At 70.0% G+C, this 18,567-nt stretch carries 19 protein-coding genes; 9 read left to right on the plus strand and 10 right to left on the minus strand.

The genetic code is table 11. The features are described 5' to 3' along the window. Positions 1-71: 71 nt before the first annotated feature. From VN779_RS12525 to VN779_RS12535, 3 genes are read left to right on the plus strand one after another with little or no spacing between them, the layout of a single operon-like run. Positions 72-1,433 (plus strand): glycosyltransferase family 4 protein, encoded by a 1,362-nt coding sequence (locus VN779_RS12525; protein ID WP_349260756.1) that lies wholly within the window; start codon positions 72-74, stop codon positions 1,431-1,433. Continuing rightward, complete coding sequence (locus VN779_RS12530) at positions 1,427-2,140, plus strand: class I SAM-dependent methyltransferase (RefSeq protein WP_325722701.1); 714 nt, start codon at positions 1,427-1,429, stop codon at positions 2,138-2,140. The genes VN779_RS12525 and VN779_RS12530 overlap by 7 nt, the downstream gene beginning before the upstream one ends. Then, entirely contained in the window at positions 2,137-3,219 is a 1,083-nt protein-coding gene (locus VN779_RS12535; RefSeq protein WP_325722703.1) for a prenyltransferase, read from the plus strand. The genes VN779_RS12530 and VN779_RS12535 overlap by 4 nt, the downstream gene beginning before the upstream one ends. 76 nt (positions 3,220-3,295) lie before the next feature. On the opposite strand, the gene VN779_RS12540 is transcribed toward VN779_RS12535, so the two are convergent. Continuing rightward, entirely contained in the window at positions 3,296-4,150 is an 855-nt protein-coding gene (locus VN779_RS12540; protein WP_325722705.1) for a helix-turn-helix transcriptional regulator, read from the minus strand. A 429-nt stretch (positions 4,151-4,579) separates the two neighbouring features. Here VN779_RS12540 and VN779_RS12545 point away from each other — a divergent pair, with 429 nt between their 5' ends. The 3 genes from VN779_RS12545 to VN779_RS12555 all read left to right on the plus strand — a co-directional run bounded on the left by VN779_RS12545 (position 4,580) and on the right by VN779_RS12555 (position 6,916). Continuing rightward, positions 4,580-5,041, plus strand: coding sequence for an ATP-binding protein (locus VN779_RS12545; RefSeq protein WP_325722707.1), 462 nt, complete (start codon positions 4,580-4,582; stop codon positions 5,039-5,041). 447 nt (positions 5,042-5,488) lie between these two features. After that, the gene (locus VN779_RS12550) at positions 5,489-5,728 is read left to right on the plus strand and encodes a DUF397 domain-containing protein (protein WP_325722709.1); all 240 of its coding nucleotides are present in this window, start codon (positions 5,489-5,491) and stop codon (positions 5,726-5,728) included. 342 nt (positions 5,729-6,070) lie between these two features. Beyond that, positions 6,071-6,916 carry an SAM-dependent methyltransferase gene (locus VN779_RS12555; protein WP_325722711.1) on the plus strand — a complete coding sequence of 282 codons (846 nt, stop codon included), beginning with the start codon at positions 6,071-6,073 and terminating at the stop codon, positions 6,914-6,916. Between the two features lie 24 nt (positions 6,917-6,940). Here VN779_RS12555 and VN779_RS12560 read toward each other — a convergent pair whose 3' ends face one another. After that, entirely contained in the window at positions 6,941-7,612 is a 672-nt protein-coding gene (locus VN779_RS12560; RefSeq protein ID WP_325722713.1) for a class I SAM-dependent methyltransferase, read from the minus strand. A gap of 36 nt (positions 7,613-7,648) precedes the next feature. Here VN779_RS12560 and VN779_RS12565 point away from each other — a divergent pair, with 36 nt between their 5' ends. Continuing rightward, positions 7,649-8,266: a histidine phosphatase family protein gene (locus VN779_RS12565; RefSeq protein ID WP_325722715.1), complete on the plus strand. Its 618-nt coding sequence runs from the start codon at positions 7,649-7,651 to the stop codon at positions 8,264-8,266. A 187-nt stretch (positions 8,267-8,453) separates the two neighbouring features. Here the strand turns inward: VN779_RS12565 and VN779_RS12570 are convergent, their stop codons facing one another. Continuing rightward, positions 8,454-8,750, minus strand: a complete 297-nt coding sequence (locus tag VN779_RS12570) for a hypothetical protein (RefSeq protein ID WP_325722716.1) — start codon at positions 8,748-8,750, stop codon at positions 8,454-8,456. Positions 8,751-8,781: 31 nt separating this feature from the next. On the opposite strand from VN779_RS12570, the gene VN779_RS12575 reads away from it, so the two are divergent. Further along, the gene (locus tag VN779_RS12575; protein WP_325722718.1) at positions 8,782-9,108 is read left to right on the plus strand and encodes a L,D-transpeptidase; all 327 of its coding nucleotides are present in this window, start codon (positions 8,782-8,784) and stop codon (positions 9,106-9,108) included. 39 nt (positions 9,109-9,147) lie between these two features. Here the strand turns inward: VN779_RS12575 and VN779_RS12580 are convergent, their stop codons facing one another. From VN779_RS12580 to VN779_RS12610, 7 genes are all read right to left on the minus strand, one after another. Further along, positions 9,148-10,668, minus strand: coding sequence for a hypothetical protein (locus VN779_RS12580; RefSeq protein WP_325722720.1), 1,521 nt, complete (start codon positions 10,666-10,668; stop codon positions 9,148-9,150). 325 nt (positions 10,669-10,993) lie between these two features. Next, positions 10,994-12,460 (minus strand): carboxyl transferase domain-containing protein, encoded by a 1,467-nt coding sequence (locus VN779_RS12585; RefSeq protein WP_325722722.1) that lies wholly within the window; start codon positions 12,458-12,460, stop codon positions 10,994-10,996. Positions 12,461-12,550: 90 nt separating this feature from the next. After that, positions 12,551-13,864, minus strand: a complete 1,314-nt coding sequence (fabF, locus tag VN779_RS12590; RefSeq protein ID WP_414639656.1) for a beta-ketoacyl-ACP synthase II — start codon at positions 13,862-13,864, stop codon at positions 12,551-12,553. Positions 13,865-13,987: 123 nt separating this feature from the next. Beyond that, positions 13,988-14,233 carry an acyl carrier protein gene (locus VN779_RS12595; RefSeq protein WP_325722726.1) on the minus strand — a complete coding sequence of 82 codons (246 nt, stop codon included), beginning with the start codon at positions 14,231-14,233 and terminating at the stop codon, positions 13,988-13,990. A 105-nt stretch (positions 14,234-14,338) separates the two neighbouring features. Further along, on the minus strand, positions 14,339-15,340 hold the full coding sequence (locus VN779_RS12600) for a beta-ketoacyl-ACP synthase III (protein ID WP_325722728.1): 1,002 nt from the start codon (positions 15,338-15,340) through the stop codon (positions 14,339-14,341). Position 15,341: 1 nt separating this feature from the next. Beyond that, on the minus strand, positions 15,342-16,553 hold the full coding sequence (locus tag VN779_RS12605; protein ID WP_325722730.1) for an acyltransferase domain-containing protein: 1,212 nt from the start codon (positions 16,551-16,553) through the stop codon (positions 15,342-15,344). An 80-nt stretch (positions 16,554-16,633) separates the two neighbouring features. Continuing rightward, positions 16,634-17,860: a PucR family transcriptional regulator gene (locus VN779_RS12610; RefSeq protein WP_325722732.1), complete on the minus strand. Its 1,227-nt coding sequence runs from the start codon at positions 17,858-17,860 to the stop codon at positions 16,634-16,636. Positions 17,861-17,968: 108 nt separating this feature from the next. Between VN779_RS12610 and VN779_RS12615 the strand changes: the two genes are divergently transcribed. Continuing rightward, on the plus strand, positions 17,969-18,457 hold the full coding sequence (locus tag VN779_RS12615; RefSeq protein ID WP_325722734.1) for a GNAT family N-acetyltransferase: 489 nt from the start codon (positions 17,969-17,971) through the stop codon (positions 18,455-18,457). The last annotated feature ends 110 nt before the right edge of the window (positions 18,458-18,567 follow it).

Here is an 18,567-nt window from a genome sequence, read left to right on the forward strand (position 1 = left end):
AGCATCCATTTTTCGCGGCGGCACCCAGGGAGTCGGGCGTGGATCAGGTCGGGCAGTCCGGCGCCCGCAGCGTGGCGAACGCGCAGGCCGCACCGGGTTCGCTGCGCATCGCGCTGCTGTGTTACCGCGGCAACCCGTTCTCCGGCGGCCAAGGCGTTTACGTACGCAACCTCTCGCGTGAGCTGTCCGCCCTCGGCCACCGGGTCGAGGTCATCGCCGGACCGCCATATCCGGTCCTGGACGAAGGCGTCGCCTTCACCCCGCTGTCCAGTCTCGACCTCTACCGCGAGCCGGATCCCTTTCGCACGCCGCGGCTCGGCGAGTACCGGGACCTGATCGATCTGCTCGAAGTCGGCACCATGTGGACCGCCGGCTTCCCCGAGCCGCGCACCTTCTCGCTGCGGGCCGCCCGCCACCTGGCAGCGCGCCGCGGCGAATTCGACGTGGTGCACGACAACCAGTGCCTCGGCACCGGCCTGCTGCGGCTGCCCCGGCTCGGCTTTCCGACCCTGGCGACGATCCACCACCCGGTCCAGGTCGACCGGGAGCTGGAACTGGCCGAGGCGCGCGGTTTGCGCCGGATCACGCTGCGGCGCTGGTACGCCTTCACCCGCATGCAGGCCCGGGTCGCCCGCCGGCTGCCGGAAATCGTCACGGTCTCCTCGTCCTCGGCGGCGCAGATCACCGAATACCTCGGCGTGCGGCCCGAACGCATCACGACGATTGCGATCGGCGCCGACGTCCAGCGCTTCTCCCCCTCACCCGCGGTGGCCAAGGTGCGCGGCAGGATCGTGACCACGGCAAGCGCGGACTCGCCGCTCAAGGGCCTGGCAGTGCTCGTAGAAGCCTTTGCGAAGGTGCGCGCCGAGCACGACCACGCGCAACTCGTCGTGGTCGGCGCGGCAAAGGAGGGCGGGGCGGTCAGCCGGGCGATTGAACGGTACGGCCTTGAGCCCTACATCCGCTTCGTCTCCGGGATCAGCGAGGACGAGCTGATCGATCTGTTGCGTTCCGCCGAAATCGCGTGCGTCCCCTCGCTTTACGAGGGCTTTTCGCTCCCGGCCGTCGAGGCGATGGCGGTCGGGTTGCCGCTGGTTTCCACGACTGGAGGCGCGATCCCGGAAGTGGCCGGGGTCGACGGCGAAACGACGCTTGCGGTGCCTCCGGGCGACGCGCCCGCGCTGGCCGCGGCGCTAGCCCGCGTGCTCGGCGATGAACAGCTGCGCGCCCGGCTCGGCGCGGCCGCCCGCGCCCGCGCCGTATCCAGGTTCACCTGGCGCGCCGCCGCGATCGCCACGGCCGAGCGTTATCGGGCGCGCATCCAAGCGTCACAGAGTCCGCAGTCCGGGCTCGGTGACGACAATGTCTCAGAACACGAGTTCGCACCCGCCGAACTCGAAGCGCTCGCACAGGAAGGCTCCGCCGCATGCTGACCGTCGACTTCGACCGGTTTCCGGTCGGACCGGGCGACCGGGTGCTTGATCTCGGCTGCGGCGGCGGCCGGCACGCTTTCGCCCTGCTGCGTAAGGGGGCCGATGTCGTCGCGCTCGACTATTCGCTCGCTGAGATCGAGTCGGTCAACGCGATGTTCGCGGCGATGCGCGCGCAAGGCGAAGTCCCGGCGGACGCACGCGCGGTCGCGGTCCGCGGGGATGCCTACAAGCTTCCATTCCCCGATGATTCGTTCGACGTGATCGTCGCCGCCGAAGTTCTCGAACACTTATCCGACGACGAACGGGCCTTCGCCGAGTTGCGCAGGGTACTGAAACCCGGCGGCCGAATTGCGGTGACCGTCCCGCGGTGGTTCCCGGAGAAGGTCTGCTGGGCGCTGTCCGATGCCTACCACGAGGTCGAGGGCGGCCACGTCCGGATCTACCAGCGCGCCCAAGTGCTGCGCAGGTTGCGGGCCGAACGGCTGCGCCCCTATGCGGTTCATCACGCGCACGCGCTGCACTCTCCCTATTGGTGGCTCAAGTGCGCGGTCGGCGTGGACAACGAGCAGGCCGCGCCGGTCCGGCTGTATCACAAGCTGCTGGTATGGGACATCATGAAGGCGCCGAAGCTGACCCGCGTCGGCGAAGCGCTGCTCAATCCGGTGCTCGGCAAGAGTTTGGTCGTCTACGCCGTCAAGAGCGCATGACGGCCGCGCACCTGGTCGCAGCCGGTCTGCTGGACGCGCCGGAGGTGTCCAGGACGGTCGGCGGCATCAAAGCTCTGCAACGGCCGGACGGCGCCATACCGTGGTTCGCCGGGGACAAGCTGGACCCATGGGACCACGCCGAATCCGCCATGGCCCTAGACGCCGCGGGCGAGCACGAAGCGGCGCGAAGCGCGTATCTCTGGCTAGCGCGGACGCAGAACGCGGACGGCTCGTGGTTCGCGAATTACGCGGACACGCCCGAGGGCGTATCAGCGGCCGCAGTCGCCGACCCGACGCGCGAGACGAACTTCAGTGCGTATCCGGCGGTCGGCATTTACCACCACTACCTGGCTACCGCGGATCGGCGCTTCCTGCGTGAGCTATGGCCGACCGTCGTCTCAGCGGTCGAATTCGTGCTGCGGCAGCAGCGTACTGACGGCGCGATCCGCTGGCATCCGGACAGCGATGAGGCGCTACTGAGCGGTTGCAGCTCGATGTACCAGGCGCTGCGTTGCGCGGTCGCCACGGCCACTGCGCTCGGCGAGAACCAGCCGGGCTGGGAGCTGGCCCTCTCCCGCCTCGGCCACGCGCTCACCGCGCATCCTGAGCGGTTCGCGCCGAAGGAGCGCTACTCGATGGACTGGTACTACCCGGTCCTGGGCACGGCGCTGCGCGGCGAGGCGGCCCGCAGGCGCATCGAAGAGGGCTGGGAGAGGTTCGTCGTCCCATCGTTGGGCGTGCGCTGTGTGGACGACCATCCGTGGGTCACCGGCGGCGAGAGCAGTGAGCTGGCGATCGCGCTGTGGGCCATCGGCCGCGCGGAGCAAGCCCGCCAGTTGCTCACCGACATGGGCTCGCGGCTGCGCGACAAAGAAGACGGGATGTACTGGACCGGCTACGTGTTCGCCGACCTGGCGATCTGGCCGCAGGAGAAGACCTCCTGGACGGCGGGCTCGGTGCTGCTCGCCTTGGCCGCACTCGGCGGTGAGCCGGCGACGCGCGCGGTCTTCGGCGGCGACGCGCTGCCGAAGCCGCTGCCGGTCGAATGCGTCGCGGAGCGCTGCGTTTCAGGACGCTGAATCGCTGCGAGGCACACGACGCCCTCTGAGGGCTCGAAGCAGCGGGCGCGGCACCGGGAGTGGCAGCAGCGGCGGTTCAGGGATTCAGCAGCGCCTTCAAGGCTTCCAGCGTCGCCTCGGGATGCAGCGCGTCGACCGAGATCCGGTCCATCGCCCGTGCGTACTGCTCCACGTCCTCCGGGCGCTCGATGTACTGCGCGCCGGTCAGATGCTCGAGGTAGACGACGTCCGGCAGATCGGACTCGGCAAACCGCAGCAGCGTGAAGGCGCCGCCCTCGGCCGCGTGCGCGCCCACCGAGTAAGGCAGTAGCTGGATCGTAATGTTCGGCCGCTCGGCCTGCTCAATCAGGTACGCGATCTGAGCCTTCATCACCTCGGGGCCACCGATCGGGCGACGCAGCGCCGCCTCGTCCAGCACCACCCACAGGATCGGCGCGTCGTCACGCTCCAATGCGGCCTGCCGTCGCTGCCGCAGCTCGATGCGCCGCTTGTGGTCGGTCGCGCTCTGCGCCCGGTTCGAGGAGAGCACCGCGTCCACGTACTGCGGGCACTGCAGCAGTCCTGGCACGAACTGGACCTCGTAGGTGCGCACCACGGACGCGGCCGACTCCAGGCCGATGAAGGCCTCGAACCAGGAGGGCAGCACCTCGCTGAAGCTGTGCCACCAGCCCTGCGCGTTCGCTTCGCGTACCAGGTCGAGAACCTGGTCGCGCTCCTTGCCGTCGAGCACGCCGTAGAAGGTGAGCAAGTCCTCTACATCCCGCTCCTTGAACGAGACCTTCCCCGTCTCCAGGCGGCTGATCTTGGACTCCGTGGCCCGGATGTGGTAGCCGGCCTCGCGCATCGAGATGTTCTTCGACTCGCGCAGCCGCCGCAGGAGGGAGCCGAGGAGTATGCGGCGCACCGTTGAGCTGTCGCCGACTCCGTCCATCCGCTCCCTCTCCCCGTCGGGGCCGTACGGGCGCTGCCGCGCGGCGTCTCGTCTTTCGGTTCCCGCTGGTCTCAAGTCCGGGCCTGGCGTCGCGCCCGGCGGCGCGGACGCGGCGTCTTGGCGTCCGGCGTGGAGTCAGTCTGCCACCGTCCCCCGGAGAATTGAAGTTCTCTTCGAGCAACAGGGCGTGACAAGACGTCACTCGGCGCTACGATGCACTTGCATCGGCATTCGCTACGTTTGCAGTTGCATCGGCCCTTGCTAAATCCGAAGAATGGGCGAATGCTGATTCACACCGAGCGTGTGCCGCACCCACCGGAGCGCGAACGGAGTATCGCCACACCGTGCATCACCAGCGAGCAAGCCGGGAACGGCAGGCACCACCAGCACAGTCGTCGCCTCATCCGCCTCGACCCCACGGACGCCCACATGTCCATCGCGACCTCCATGCAGTCTGAGTCCACGCGCGCCGACGAGGATCGGCCGGGGGAACCGGTACGCAGTGCCGGCCTCGACCTTCCCGCGTCGCCACAGTCCGCCGGCGCGGCCCGCCGGTTCGCCACCGCCGCGCTGGCCGAGTGGCGGCTTGCCGCCCTGGCCGATGACGTCGACCTGGTGATCTCAGAGCTCATCACGAACGCGCTGCTTCATGCGCGAGGTGACCGGCGGGCCGCCGCCGGAGCCGGGATCAGGCTCGACCTCGAATACGACGGCAAAGCCGTGACCTGCCGGGTCGCTGACGGCAGCGCGTTGCCCCCGACACCGGAACAGGCCGGGGACACCGCGGAGTCCGGTCGCGGCCTGCTGTTGGTCGACGCGCTGTCCGCCGCGTGGGGCTGGTCCCACGAGACGTCCGGCAAGGTCGTCTGGGCTCGCTTCGACGTGCAGTGAACCCGACCGCGCCGGCTCGCGCCGTAGCGCGAGATCCCAGTTCCCTATAGCGAAGTAGGGAAGTCGAGCGGTCGACCCGGCATCTGCACTTGCGGCCGCATCGGTACGCGCGACAAGATCGCTGAAACTTCGTCAGAAGATCGTCTGAGGGCCATTCCACGCGTTGGAATGGCCCTTCTCGCCGTTCGCCAGCATTCGCCAGGGGTAGGACTCTGAACATTTCCAGATTTTTTGCCGATGCACGTGCATCAGCACTCGCATCCGCAGTATCTTCTGCATGGGACGTACCGTTTGATCCGTCCAGTCGATCCCGCACCACAGCGTGTCCGAGATCGCGCGACGGCTTGAAGTCCCCGGCGGCCGTCCTCACAACCCCCACATCCCCGCCGCGGCCGGGCCAAGCCCTGACCGGCTCACCGATCGCGGTACCTGAATCCGGGAGCGAAGATGACCATTCCCACCCCCTACAACGGCATTCCGGCGGCCGACCTCGTCGGCGTCGCCTGGCGCAAGAGCAGCCACAGCAACTCGCAGGGCAACTGCGTCGAGTTCGCCCGGCTCGCGGACGGCTCGGTCGCGGTGCGCAACTCGAGGTTCCCCGACGGGCCGGCGCTGGTGTACACCCGCGCTGAAATCAGTGCCCTGCTCGCGGGCGCCAAGGACGGCGAGTTCGACGACCTGGCCTGACCCGGTCGGCGGCACCCGCAATGCGGTCTCAGTACGGAATGCAGTCCCAGTAATGCGCGAACTGCGCTGAAACGACGCGGGCCGGCCTCGGTCCCCCACCCCGAGCCCGCCCTGCCGTCGGGCCCCGCCGCGGCTGACCCACCGTCAGGCGCGGCGGGGTCGGCGGCGCAGAAATCAGTGCTCAGACGATCTCGGGCGACCGCCGGCACTGCCAGGGCCAACGGAATGGTCCAAAAGGTACCGTGATACAGCCGCGCGGCGTACCCTTCTCAGGAAGAGGCCGACAAGGGTCGGCGGCGCGGAGATCTGAAGCGGCGGCGGACGGATCGGGGAGGCGGCAGGATGGTGGACGGGCACACGCCCTGGGACCAGGAGCTCGCCTCCAATTGGGAACCGCCGCAGATCGACACCTCGGTCCCGCATCCGAACCGGATGTTCAACTACCTGATCGGCGGCAAGGACCACTTCAAGGCCGACCGGGACGCCGCCGACGCGCTGATCAAGGCCCGCCCGGACACCGTCATCACCGTGCGCGCCGCCGAGGCGTTCACCCGCCGCGCCGTGCGCAAACTGGCCGAGGCCGGCATTCGCCAGTTCCTCCAGATGGGCGCGGCGATCACGATCGCCAACAGCAACGACCAGGCAGCCAGCGAGAGCGCCCCGGACACCCGCACCTTCGTTTACGTGGCCGACGACCCGATCTCGCTCGCCCATGCCAGAGCCCTGCTGGTCGGCCGGCCGGGTCCCCCGGTCACGGTGATCGGCGGCAATTTCCGGGAACCGCAGGACATCCTGTCCCGGCCCGGCCTGATCACCAAGATCGACTTCGACCAGCCGGTCGGCCTGCTGCTGTTCGGCATGCTGGACTACATCGCCGCGGACCGGCGGGCCAGGCGCGCGCTCGACTATCTGATGCAGCGGGTCGTCCCGGGCAGCATGGCAGCCCTCTTCCATGTCGTCGAGGTCGAGTCCGAGGAAGTCAACAACGCTCTGGACAAAACGCTGGCGCAGGACCAGATCGAGCTGACCCCGCGCACCGCGCAGCACGTGCGCGAGCTGCTGGACGGGTACGAGTTCATCGATCCGGGCCTGGTGCCGATCACCGACTGGCATCCGGACGGCACCGGACCCGGCCCGGAGCTGGCCGAGCGCACCGCCGCCATCGGCGGCGTGATCGTCAAGCGCTGACCGGGCATCGAGACCGCCCGGCGGTCACTTCCGGCGCAGCACCCTGAGCGAGCCGGTGCCGCTCAGTTCCGCGTCCTCGGCGAACCATCCGGACTCCAGCGCGAGCAGGTAGATCCGGTACGGCGCCTGTCCCCCGTCCGCCGGATCGGGGAAGACATCGTGGATGGCCAATAGGCCGCCCGGGGCCACCAACGGCGCCCACCCGGCGTAATCCGCTTGCGCGGCTTCATCCGTGTGCCCGCCGTCGATGAACACGAACCCGAGCGGGGTCGTCCACAGCGCGGCCACCTCCGGCGAGCGTCCGACGATCAGGATCACGTCACGCTCGACCCCGGCGCGCGCCAGCGTCCGGCGCGCGCCCGGCAGCGTGTCGAGCAGCCCGACTTCGGGATCGACTAGGGCAGCATCGTGGTACTCCCAGCCGGGTTGGTGCTCCTCGGAGCCGCGGTGGTGATCCACGGTCAGCAGCTTGCGGCCCTGCGTGCGGGCCGCCGCGGCCAACAGGATGGCGGATTTCCCGAGATAGGTGCCGATCTCGACCAGCGGTCCCACTCGCGCGCCGGCTACGGCCGCGGCGTACAGGGCGCGCGCCTCGTCGTCCGGCATGAAACCGGTCGCCTCGGTGAACGCGGTCCACACTCGCTCGTCGATGAGGCAGGCTTCGGCGAGCGGCCCGCTCCCGTTCGTCTGTTCCATGCGGCCCATCCTGCCAGGGCGCGCTAGCGTGGCTGTATGGGAGAGATCATCCTGCTGCGGCACGGCGAGACCGAATGGTCGAAGAGCGGACGGCACACCGGGCGAACCGACGTCCCGCTGACCGCTGAGGGAGAGGCGCGGGCGCGGATGGCCGGGGAAGCCTTGTCGGGGCGGAAAATCGTCACGGCCTGGTCCAGCCCGGCGGCGCGGGCCCGCCGCACGGCCGAACTGGCCGCGCTGCCGGTTCAGGGCATCGACCCGGATCTGTGGGAGTGGGACTACGGCGGCTACGAAGGCCGCACCACCAAGGACATCCAGCGTGATCGGCCCGGCTGGTATCTGTGGTCCGACGGAGTGATCCCGGGCGGACCCGACGGATTCCCGGGCGAGAGCGCGGATCAGGTAGGCGAGCGCTGTGACCGGGTGATCGAGCGAGTCAAACCCCTGGTTCTCCCCGGTTCGCCGGACGCCCTGGAGGGCGATGTGGCACTGGTCGCGCACGGCCACGTGCTGCGCATCCTGGCCGCGCGCTGGCTCGGTCTTCCGGCGGCGGCCGGCGCCGATTTCATCCTCGGCACGGCCGCGATCTGCGCGCTCGGATTCGAGCACGAACGCCCCGGCATCGTGCTGTGGAATCAAAACACTTGCGTCTGAAGCACAGCTGGATAACGGCCGCAACCCGCGAGGTTCCCGAGCCGTCTTGAAGTTGCCACAGCGAGGTCTTACGAGGTCTTAGGGCACGAGGTTCTGTTTCAAGAGAGCGTGGTCTCAACAGAGCGTGCCACAGCCGTGGGGGCGGACGGTCCGAGAGAAGTGGGTGGTGCCAGTTGCGACGAATATCTCAGGTTCTAAGACGACACGTCCTGGTCAGATCCGGCGTGATGCTCGCCCTCGCGGGCGTCACGACCGGCTGTGCAGTCCAGACCCAAGCGTCCCCGGCTGCCGAGGCCAAACCGCTGACCTCCATGTCGGCGGCCTCCTCAACAAGCGCGGCCTCAGCAGCTTCCGCCGCTACCTCGCCCTCGTCGGCGGCCGCCACCAGCGCGGCTCCGCAGACGACGCCGAGCACTACCAAGCCGGCCGCGCCAGTCGCGCCGCCGCCGACCCGCAGCGCCGTGCCGAAACAGTCGGCTGCCAAGGCCCCCGGAGTTCCGTGCTCCGCAGCGGCCGTGGCTTGCGTCGACCTTTCCCGGCAGCTGGCCTGGTTTGTGCGCGACGGAAAGGTCATGCGTGGCCCGGTGAAGGTCGCGACCGGCCGCTCCGGCTACGGAACGGAAGTCGGCACGTTCCACGTCTTCCGCAAGAACCGAATGTGGTACTCGACGATCTACAACAACGCCCCGATGCCGTACTCAGTGTTCTTCGACGGCGGTGAGGCGTTCCACGAAGGCTCGGTATACGTGCGCTCACACGGCTGTGTGCATCTGAGCGCGGGCAACGCCGCCTGGGTCTTCAACTTCCTGCACATCGGCGACGAGGTACAGGTGGTCTGGTAGCCCCTGGCGACGGCGATGTGACCCGGCCGGCAGGCCGGGTCAGCTGGATCGGGTGTTCTTCAGGTGGTGACCGAGGTAGCCCACGATGACGCAGCCCGTCGGGCCGTTCGTGTCGTCGAGATAGTGCAGCCGCGGCGCCACCTGACCCGAACTACCGATCTTGATATGCGCCCAGAACTCGGCATATCCGCTCTCTGACACGGTCCGCGGCACCCGGAACCTGCGCTGCTCGGCCATTCTCGGGTCCTGTCTGACCGTGTCAGACTCCTGCGCCGCGACCTGAGTGGCCGGGTAGATGCGGCCGCCGTGCCGGGAGTCCTCGCAGTACATGCGGAACCCGCCGCCGTCCCAGCCACCCGCGCGGCGCAACGCGACGTACGCGTCGAGGGCGGCCAGCGCCTCGCGGGCCTTGGCGGCGAAGGTCGCCGCGTCCTTGTGCTGGCCGAGCGCCCGCATCGGGCCCTCCTCCGCGGTCACCAGCAGGTTGGGGAAGTCCCCGAAGGAGTCGATGAGCAGGTCGAACGGGCTCGGCTCCGGCTCGGCTGCGGTGACGACGCCCGCGACCTCGGCTTCCCCGGCGATCTGCGTGTCCGCCGGCCCTGACCCGTTCGGGCCGCACGGCTGCAGTTCCCGCGCGAGCCGCCGGTGATGGGCCTCGTCGGCGCGCTGCTGCTCGTTCGCCCGGAAGAGCGCGTCACCTACGTCGGCCAGCGGGTCCGGCAGTGGCGCGGCGGCGGTGGCCTGCCGGATGCGGTGGGTCAGAATCGCCTGGACGGCGTCCATCTCGTAGTCGAGCCGGTCGCCTTTGAGCACCGGGTGCCGCTCGCCGTCTTCGCGCGAGGCCGGGTCCACCAGCGGGTGGAAGGTGCGCAGCGCGGCGGTGGTCCAGTGGTATTCGAACTCGTTGTTGAGCTTGTGCCCGGCCTCGTCGTCGAGCAGATAGAGCGAGGCGATGCCGTGCAGGTACTTGGTCGCCTCGGCGAAGCGCTCCCGCCACTGCTCCAGGTCGTCGCCGTCGCCGGGCACCGCCACCACCGCGGGCATCCGCCGGCCGGGATCGCATAACACGTTGATCAGATCGTCCACCGCGCTGGCGGTGATCAGCTGCGGGCAGGTAGTCAGCCGGGCCGGGCCGTCGGTGGCGGTCACCGCTTCGAGCACCAGACCGGTCAGGTCGGGAGTGCGTACCCGCTCGTCTATCGGCGTGGCCGGGTCCGAACCGCGCGCCGAGACCTCGATGAGGAAGTAGCCGTGCTCACGCAGCTCCTTGTCGGGCCGCCGGGAGAGCGAAACGAAGGTCAGCGAGGTGTACCAATGCACACCGGCACGCGGCGCCTCTTTGAGCCGATAGCGCACGGCCTTGAACCGGCGCGGCTGCGCGGCCTCGGTCTGGGTGAGCACGGCGCCGTTACCGACCCGGTAGCGTCCCGGTACGGCGTCGAATCCGGCATCGAACCCTTCGCGCGCCAGCCAGCGGCCCATCCGGTCGGCGGCGATTTCGGGGCCGCGGTTGGCTTCTTTCCAGTCCACGCCGAACACCGACCGGTATCCGATCCACACCGGGCATCCCTCCCTTCGCCCTGCCGCAGGTCCGCCGAAACGCGCATGATCCTTCCGACTTGCTAGGTACATACCCGATGACGCAAGGGGAACGCCATCTAACGACCAGAGTACGGTCCGGAATGTCGGGAGCACCCGGTGTTGCGGTTCACTCGTTCGAGGGATACTGCCTCGCCCGGCTGCGCGGGAACGACAGTGCTAAGCCGAGACGGGGCAGCCGGCGACGGAGCCGCCGCGCCGATCTCGGTTCGATGACCGCGACTTGCTGATGCGTCGTCGGCGGCAGCGGCGACGCGCGAGTCGCAATCGCGTTCCCGCGCCGCGCTTAGAGCGGGATGTTGCCGTGCCGTCCGCGGCGCTGCGGGGCGGCGGCGATCGCGGCGGCCAGCGCGCGGCGGGTCGCGGCCGGTTCGACCACTTCGTCCACCACGCCGATCTGCACGGCCTTGTCCAGCCCGCCGGCCACCCGCGTGTGCTCGGCGGCGAGTTCGAGTTCCAGTTGCGGGCGCAGGTCGTCGGCCACCTCGGCCAGCTTGCGCCGATGCAGCACCCGCACTGCGGCCACCGCGCCCATGACCGCGACCTCAGCCGTCGGCCAGGCGAATACGCGGGTCGCGCCGAGCGCGCGTGAGTTCATCGCGATATAGGCACCGCCGTAGGTCTTGCGCGTGACCAGGGTGACGCGCGGCACGACCGCCTCGGCGAAAGCGTGTAGCAGTTTCGCGCCGCGGCGCACCACGCCATCCCACTCCTGGCCGACGCCGGGGAGGTAACCGGGCACATCCACCAGCACCACGAGCGGAACGCCGAACGCGTCACACATCCGCACGAAACGCGCTGCCTTCTCCGCTGAAACCGAGTCCAGGCAGCCGCCGAGCCGCAGCGGGTTGTTCGCGATGACGCCGACGGTGCGGCCACCGAACCGGCCGAGCGTGGTGACGATGTTCGGTGCCCACTTCGGGTGCAGCTCCACGCCCGCGCCGTCGAGCACGCCGTTGACCAGCGGGTGCACGTCGTAGGCGCGCTTGGGCGAGTCCGGCAGCAGGCCGGCGAGGTCGCGTTCGGCGATCGCGTCGAGGTCCATCGCACCCTGATCGCCGAGCAGCGAGACCAGCCGCCTGGCGCTGCTGAAGGCGTCCTCGTCACTGTGCGCGACTACATGCACCACGCCTGAGCGGCGGCCGTGCGGCTCAGCCCCGCCGAGCCGGTCCATGTCCACTGCCTCGCCGGTGACCGAGCGCACCACCTCGGGACCGGTGACGAACACCCGGCCGGCTGGGCCGAGCACCACGATGTCGGTTAGTGCCGGGCCGTACGCCGCGCCGCCCGCGGCCGGGCCGAGCACCAGCGAGATCTGCGGGATCTTGCCCGAGGCTCGGGTCTGCATGGCGAAGACCTGTCCGACCGCGTGCAGCGAGAGCACACCCTCGGCGAGGCGCGCCCCGCCGGAGTGCAGCAGGCCGATCACCGGCACCGCGTCGGCTAGCGCCTTCTCATACGCGACCAGGATCGCCTTGCAGCCCACGTCACCCATCGCGCCGCCCTGGACAGTCGGGTCCGAGGCGTAGGCGCACGCCCTGGTGCCCTCGATCAAGCCCTGCGCGGCCACGAAACCGGAGTCGTCGAACGGCGTGAGCAGCTCGAACGCGCCCGAGTCGAACAGCTTCGCCAGCCGCCTGAGCGGGTTGCGCGGGTCGTCCTCGCGCGACGGCTTCGCGGGCTTGGCCTGGCCGGCCGCGTTGGCGGTGGCGCCGGCCGCGGGCTGCTCGGGCATGTCAACGACAGCGGTCATGTGGGCGGCTCATATCCCTCGGTCGCTCTAAAGTGCCGATACCTCGGAGACAGGGGGTCGGACGTGACTGTACCGGTATATGACAGGCTGTCAGGCGCGGCGCACTGCCAGCACCACGTTGTGCCCGCCGAAGCCGAAGGAGTTGTTGAGCACCACGGCCGGTCCGGCGGGCGTCTCGGCCGGCAGCGGCCGGGGCTCGACCCGCACGATGTCCAGGTTCACCTCGTTGTCGAGGTCGTCGACGTTGATCGTCGGCGGGGCGAGCAGTTCGTGCAGCGCCAGAACCGAGAACACCGTCTCCACGCCGCCGGCGCCGCCGAGCAGGTGCCCGGTCATCGACTTGGTGGCGGAGATGGCCACGTTCTCGGCCGCCGCGCCGAGCACCGCGCGCACCGCGACCAGTTCGGCGAGGTCGCCGAGCGGAGTCGAGGTGGCGTGCGCGTTGAGGTGCACGATCTGCGCCGGGTCGATCCGGCCGTCGGCCAGCGCGTGCCGCAGCGCGGCGCTGATGCCGCGTCCGGTCGGCTCGGGCTGCGCGATGTCGTGTGAGTCGGCGGACATGCCGACCGCGGCGACCTCGGCGTACACGCGCGCGCCGCGGGCCGCGGCGTGCTCGGCGGATTCGAGCACGAGGATGCCTGCGCCCTCGCCGAGAACGAAGCCGTCGCGGGCCTTGTCGTACGGACGGGAGGCGCGCTGCGGCTCGTCGTTCCTCTTCGACATCGCCATCATGTTGGCGAAGCCGGCGATCGGCAGCGGGTGGATCGGGGCCTCGGTGCCGCCGGCCACCACGATGTCGGCGCGGCCGTTGCGGATCATCTCCAGCGCGTAGCCGACCGCCTCCGAACCGGTGGCGCAGGCCGAGACCGGGGTGTGCACGCCCGCCTGCGCGCCGAACTCCAGGCCCACGTACGCGGCCGGGCTGTTCGGCATGAGCATGGGCACGGTGCGCGGAGACACCTGCCGCGCGCCCTTCTCCTTGAGCACGTCATAAGCGTCCAGCAGCGTGATCACGCCGCCGATGCCCGAGCCGACCACCGCGCCTAGTCGCTCCGGGTCGACCTCGGCGCCGTCGAGGCCCGCGTCCTTCCACGCTTCGCGCGCCGCGATGAGAGCGAACTGCGCCGAGCGGTCGAGCCGGCGGCGCTCCACCGGCTTCATGACCTCGCTCGGCTCGACCGCGACCCGCGCCGCGATCCGGACCGGCAGCCCTTCGGCCCACTCCTCGGTCAGCGGCCTGACGCCGGAACGCCCGGCCAGCAGCGCCGCCCAGGACGTGGCGACGTCACCGCCGAGCGGCGTGGTCGCGCCGAGGCCGGTGACGACCACCTTGCGGCGGGAATCCGCGCTGTTAGTTGACGCCGACAAGTCTGTCCCAATCTGTACGTACGCTCTGGACTGCATTACGAAAGGCGGAAGGGGCGGGCGGGGCCGCCGGGTCGAGTGCTCGGCTCGGCCGCCGCGTTGAACTGACGCGCCGTCAGGCGCTTGCTGAGCCGGCCGAGCACCCGGTTGCCGGGTTCTGCCTCAGCTGCTGTGCGCGAGGATGTAGCTGACCGCGTCGCCGACCGTGTTGAGGTTCTTGACCTCGTCGTCCGGGATCTTCACGTCGAACTTCTCCTCGGCCGCGACGACGACCTCGACCATCGTCAGCGAGTCGACATCCAGGTCGCCGGTGAACGACTTGTCCAGCTGGACCTCGCTCTCCTCGATCCCGGCCACTTCGTTCACGATCTCGGCGAGGCCCGAGAGGATTTCTTCCTGGGTAGCCATTTTCCGGTTCCTTAGCTGCTCGGATTGTCTTACTGCTTGGGGGGAACTGCGCCGCACGGGTCGAGTACTCACTTCCCGCCCGGTTGGAACTAGGGCAGCGTACATTTACGGCAAGACGACTACCTGCGCGGCGTACACCAACCCGGCGCCGAAGCCGATCAACAGCGCGGCGCCGCCGTGCGGAGCCTCGCCCTCCTCCAGCATCCGCTCCATGGCGAGCGGGATCGACGCGGCGGAGGTGTTGCCCTGCTTCGCGATGTCGCGGGCGACCGGCACGTGCTCGGGCAGCTTGAGCGCCCTGATCATCGCATCGGTGATCCGCATGTTCGCCTGGTGCGGGATGAACGCGTCAAGCTGGTCGGCGGTGATGCCGGCCCGCTCCAGCGCCTTCTTAGCGACCGGGACCATCTGGTATGAGGCCCAGCGGAAGACCTGCTGTCCGGCCATGCGCAGCGCCGGGAAGCCGAGGTCCGGCTGCTTGCGCAGCTCCTCCCAGGAGAAGGTCTGGCCGATCGCCTCGAGTTGCGCGCCGTCCGCGCCCCACACCACCGGGCCGATGCCGGGGGTCTGCGAAGGGCCGACCACCGCGGCGCCCGCGCCGTCGCCGAAGATGAACGCCGTGGAGCGGTCGGTCATGTCGGTCAGGTCGCTCAGCCGCTCGACCCCGATGACGAGGACATACTCGGCCGAGCCGCTGCGCACCATGTCCTGCCCGAGGGCGAGGCCGTGGCAGAAGCCGGCGCAGGCAGCGGAGATGTCGAAGGCCGCGGCGTTCACGGCGCCGAGCTGGTTGGCCACGTCGGCGGCCAGCGAAGGGGTCTGCGACAGGTGCGTGACGGTCGAGATGAGGACGCAGCCGATGCGCTCAGGCTCGATCCCAGCCGCGGCCAGCGCCTTGCCCGACGCGGCCAGCGCCATCACGCCGACAGTCTCCTCGGCGGTGGCCCAGCGCCGCTCCTGAATGCCGGTGCGGGTCCTGATCCACTCGTCGGAGGAGTCGATCGTCTGGCAGATCTCCTCGTTGGTGACCACTCGGGACGGCCGGTAGCCGCCGACGCCCAGGATCCTGGCGTGCGGTGCGCCGACCGGCGACTGAATCTGCGTCATCTCAGTGCGCCTCTGCCTTCGGGTGGATGCGGACCAGCGGTTGACCGGGGGCGACCGGGTCGCCGTCTTCGACGAGCCATTCGAGGACCGTGCCGCCGTGCTCGGCGACGAGTACCCGCTCCTCGCGGCGGGAGACAACAGCGCCGATTTTCGCGCCGGGGGCCAGCTCGTCGCCAGACTCGGCGCTCGCCATGCCCTGCGCACCGCGCTGCACGGTGCCGGAGAAGGGTGCGACGACCAAGCGCCAGGTCGGCGCGGTGTCGAACGTTTCGGCCGCGCTCTGCTCCTCGGCGTGCTCGGCCACGAAGGCGCGCGCCGCGTCGAGCTGGTCCGGGGTCTTGAGCGCGAAGGTCGCCACCCCCGGCAACGCGCGCTTGGCCAAACCGACCAGCGTGCCGGCTGGCGGAACCTCGAGCACTCCGGTGACGCCGAGCTCGCGCATCGTCTCCATGCACAGGTCCCAGCGCACCGGGTTCGCGATCTGATTCACCAGCCGTGTGACCACCTCGCGGCCGGAGTGCACCACGGCCCCGTCGCGGTTGGAGATGTAGCGCACCCGCGGGTCACGCGTGCTCACGCCCTTGGCCAGCTGCTGCATCCGCGCGACGGCCGGGGCCATGTGCGCGGTGTGGAAGGCCCCTGCGACGGAGAGCCCGCGCAGCTTGGCGCCGTTGGGCGGGTCGGCCTTGAGCGCTTCGAGCTGTTCGACGGTCCCCGCGGCGACGATCTGACCGGCGCCGTTGCGGTTGGCCGGGGTCAGCCCGTGCTCGGTCAGCTTGGCGACCACCTCGTCCGCGTCGCCGCCGAGCACCGCGGTCATCGAGGTCTGCGTCACGGCGGCGGCCGCGGCCATCGCCCGGCCGCGCTCGCGCACCAGCACCATCGCCGACTCGGCGGTGATCGCCCCGGTCCCCGCGGCGGCGGTCAGCTCGCCGACCGAGTGTCCCGCGGCCGCGCCGACCTGGCGGAAGGCCTCCGCGGGGTGCGGGAAGACGGCCAGGGCCGCGGCGATGCCGGCGGCGACCAGCAGCGGCTGGGCGATCGCGGTGTCGCGGATGGTGTCCGCGTCCGCCTCGGTGCCGTAGTGGATGAGGTCGAGGTCGGCGACGGCGGACCACCAGGCGAGGCGGTCGGCCACGCCGGGCACCTCGAGCCAGGGCGCGAGGAAGCCGGGGGTCTGGGCCCCCTGGCCGGGAGCGACGAGTACGAGCACCCTTCCATCTTCCGGGAAGGCGGGCCCGGTTCGGCCCCGGTGGCGGACACGAAGATCCTGCGGGCGGCTTTGTAGAACTCCTACAAGGGCTTGGCCGGGTCGGCGAGTCGTCCCAGCACCAGCGCGACTTGGAGGGTGAACGCCGAGCGCGCCTGAGCGGGAGTCAAGCCTGTGATGTCGGTCACCCGTCTGAGCCGGTAGCGCACGGTGTTCGGGTGCACGAACAGTATCCGGGCGGCGGCTTCGAGCGAGGCGGCCTGCTCCAGATAGACCGAGAGCGTCTCCAAGAGCGCCGAGCCGGCCTCGGCCAGCGGCCTGTAGATCTCCTCCACCAGGACGGTGCGCGCGGTGTCGTCCGCGGCCAGCGCCCGCTCGGGCAGCAAGTCGTCGGCGCCGACCGGGCGCGGGGCGTCCGGCCAGGCCGCGCAGGCGTGCAGCCCGGAGAGCGCGGCGTGCGCGGAACCAGCGGCCAGCGTCAGGTCCGCGACCACCGGCCCGACCACCACCGGGCCTGGCGCGAACTGCCCGGCCAGCGGCCGCACCGCGGTGATCGGGTCCCCGTCGACGCCGCCGACGATCGCGATCAGCCGGTCGCCCTGTACGCCCGCCAGCACAGCGAGCTTGGCGTGTCGACCGGCGCGGTGCATCGCATCGACCACTGCCTCTGCATCGTCTTGCGGTGCGGTACCAACGACGACGGCGATATCGCTGTGCGCGCCCCAACCAAGCGCGGAGGCGCGGGAACGTACCGCGTCGTCCGCTTCTCCCCGCAGCAGCGCGTCTACGACGAGGGCTTCCAGCCGCGCGTCCCAGGCACCGCGCATTTCGGCGGCCTGCGCGTAGACCTGCGCCGTGGCGAACGCGATCTCGCGCGAGTAACGCAGCAGTCCCTCGCGCAGCATCGCCTCCTCCTGCTCGCTCTCCGCCAGTTCGTGGATGCGATCCTCGACCACCTCGATGGTGGTACGCACCAGCTGTACGGTCTGCTGGAGAGTGACGGCCCGGGTCAGCTCGCGCGGCGCGGTGCCGAAGACATCGGCCGAGACCGCGGCCTTCTGGTCCGGATGCCGGAACCACTCGGTAAAGGCGGCAATGCCTGCCTGAGCGACAAGACCGACCCACGACCGGTTCTCCGGCGGCATGTTGCGGTACCAGGCGAACTTTTGTTCCATCCGCGCGATGGCAGCGTTCGCGAGCGAGCCGGTGGCCTTCTCCAGCCGCCGCACGGCCGCGGTCCGGTGCGGATCGGCCTTCTGCGTCGCGCCGGTGCTCGTCGCCGCGGTCTTGGTCCCGGCAGTCTTCGTCACACACCTACTCTCGCAGACGCGGCCGGCCCGCCGTCCCGCTGTCGGCGCAGCGCGCCCCGCGGCCGGGCTCCCCCGACACTGAACCGGGCGGGACAGTAACGTCGCTGCATGGCAAAGAACCAACCCCAGGTGACACTCTCCCCGATGGCCGAGGAGGAGTTCGGCCCTTATCTGCGAGCCGGCATCCGCGACTACGCCCGGCAGAAGGTGACCTCCGGCGAGTGGAGCGAATTCGAGGCGGTGGCGCTCTCGGAGGCTGACCACGCGCGACTGCTCCCGGACGGTCTCAAGACACCCGACCAGCACCTCTACACGGCTACTGACGCCGAATCAGGCGAGCACGTAGCGACGATCTGGATCGCGCTGCGCCCCAAGGGTGGCCGCACCGAGGGCTTCATCTACGACATCGAGGTGCGCGAGCAGTTCCGTGGCCTGGGCTACGGCCGCGCCACGATGCTGGCCGGGATCGAGCAGGCGCGCGAACTCGGCGCGCAGACCGTGGGCCTGCACGTCTTCGGGCACAACGCCCCCGCGCGCGCCTTGTACCGCTCGCTCGGCTTCGTCGAGACCAACGTCTCCATGTCGCTCGAACTCTAAAGCAGCATCCCGTCAGCACCTTTGGTCGTCCGCGATCCCTTTGGTCAACAGCTTTTGTCAGACCCCTCCCCTACGCTGGTCCCCAGTGCGACAACGAGACGGGACGGGGA

The sequence above is a fragment of the Actinocrinis sp. genome (genome assembly GCF_035605935.1).
GTDB lineage: Bacteria > Actinomycetota > Actinomycetes > Streptomycetales > Catenulisporaceae > Actinocrinis.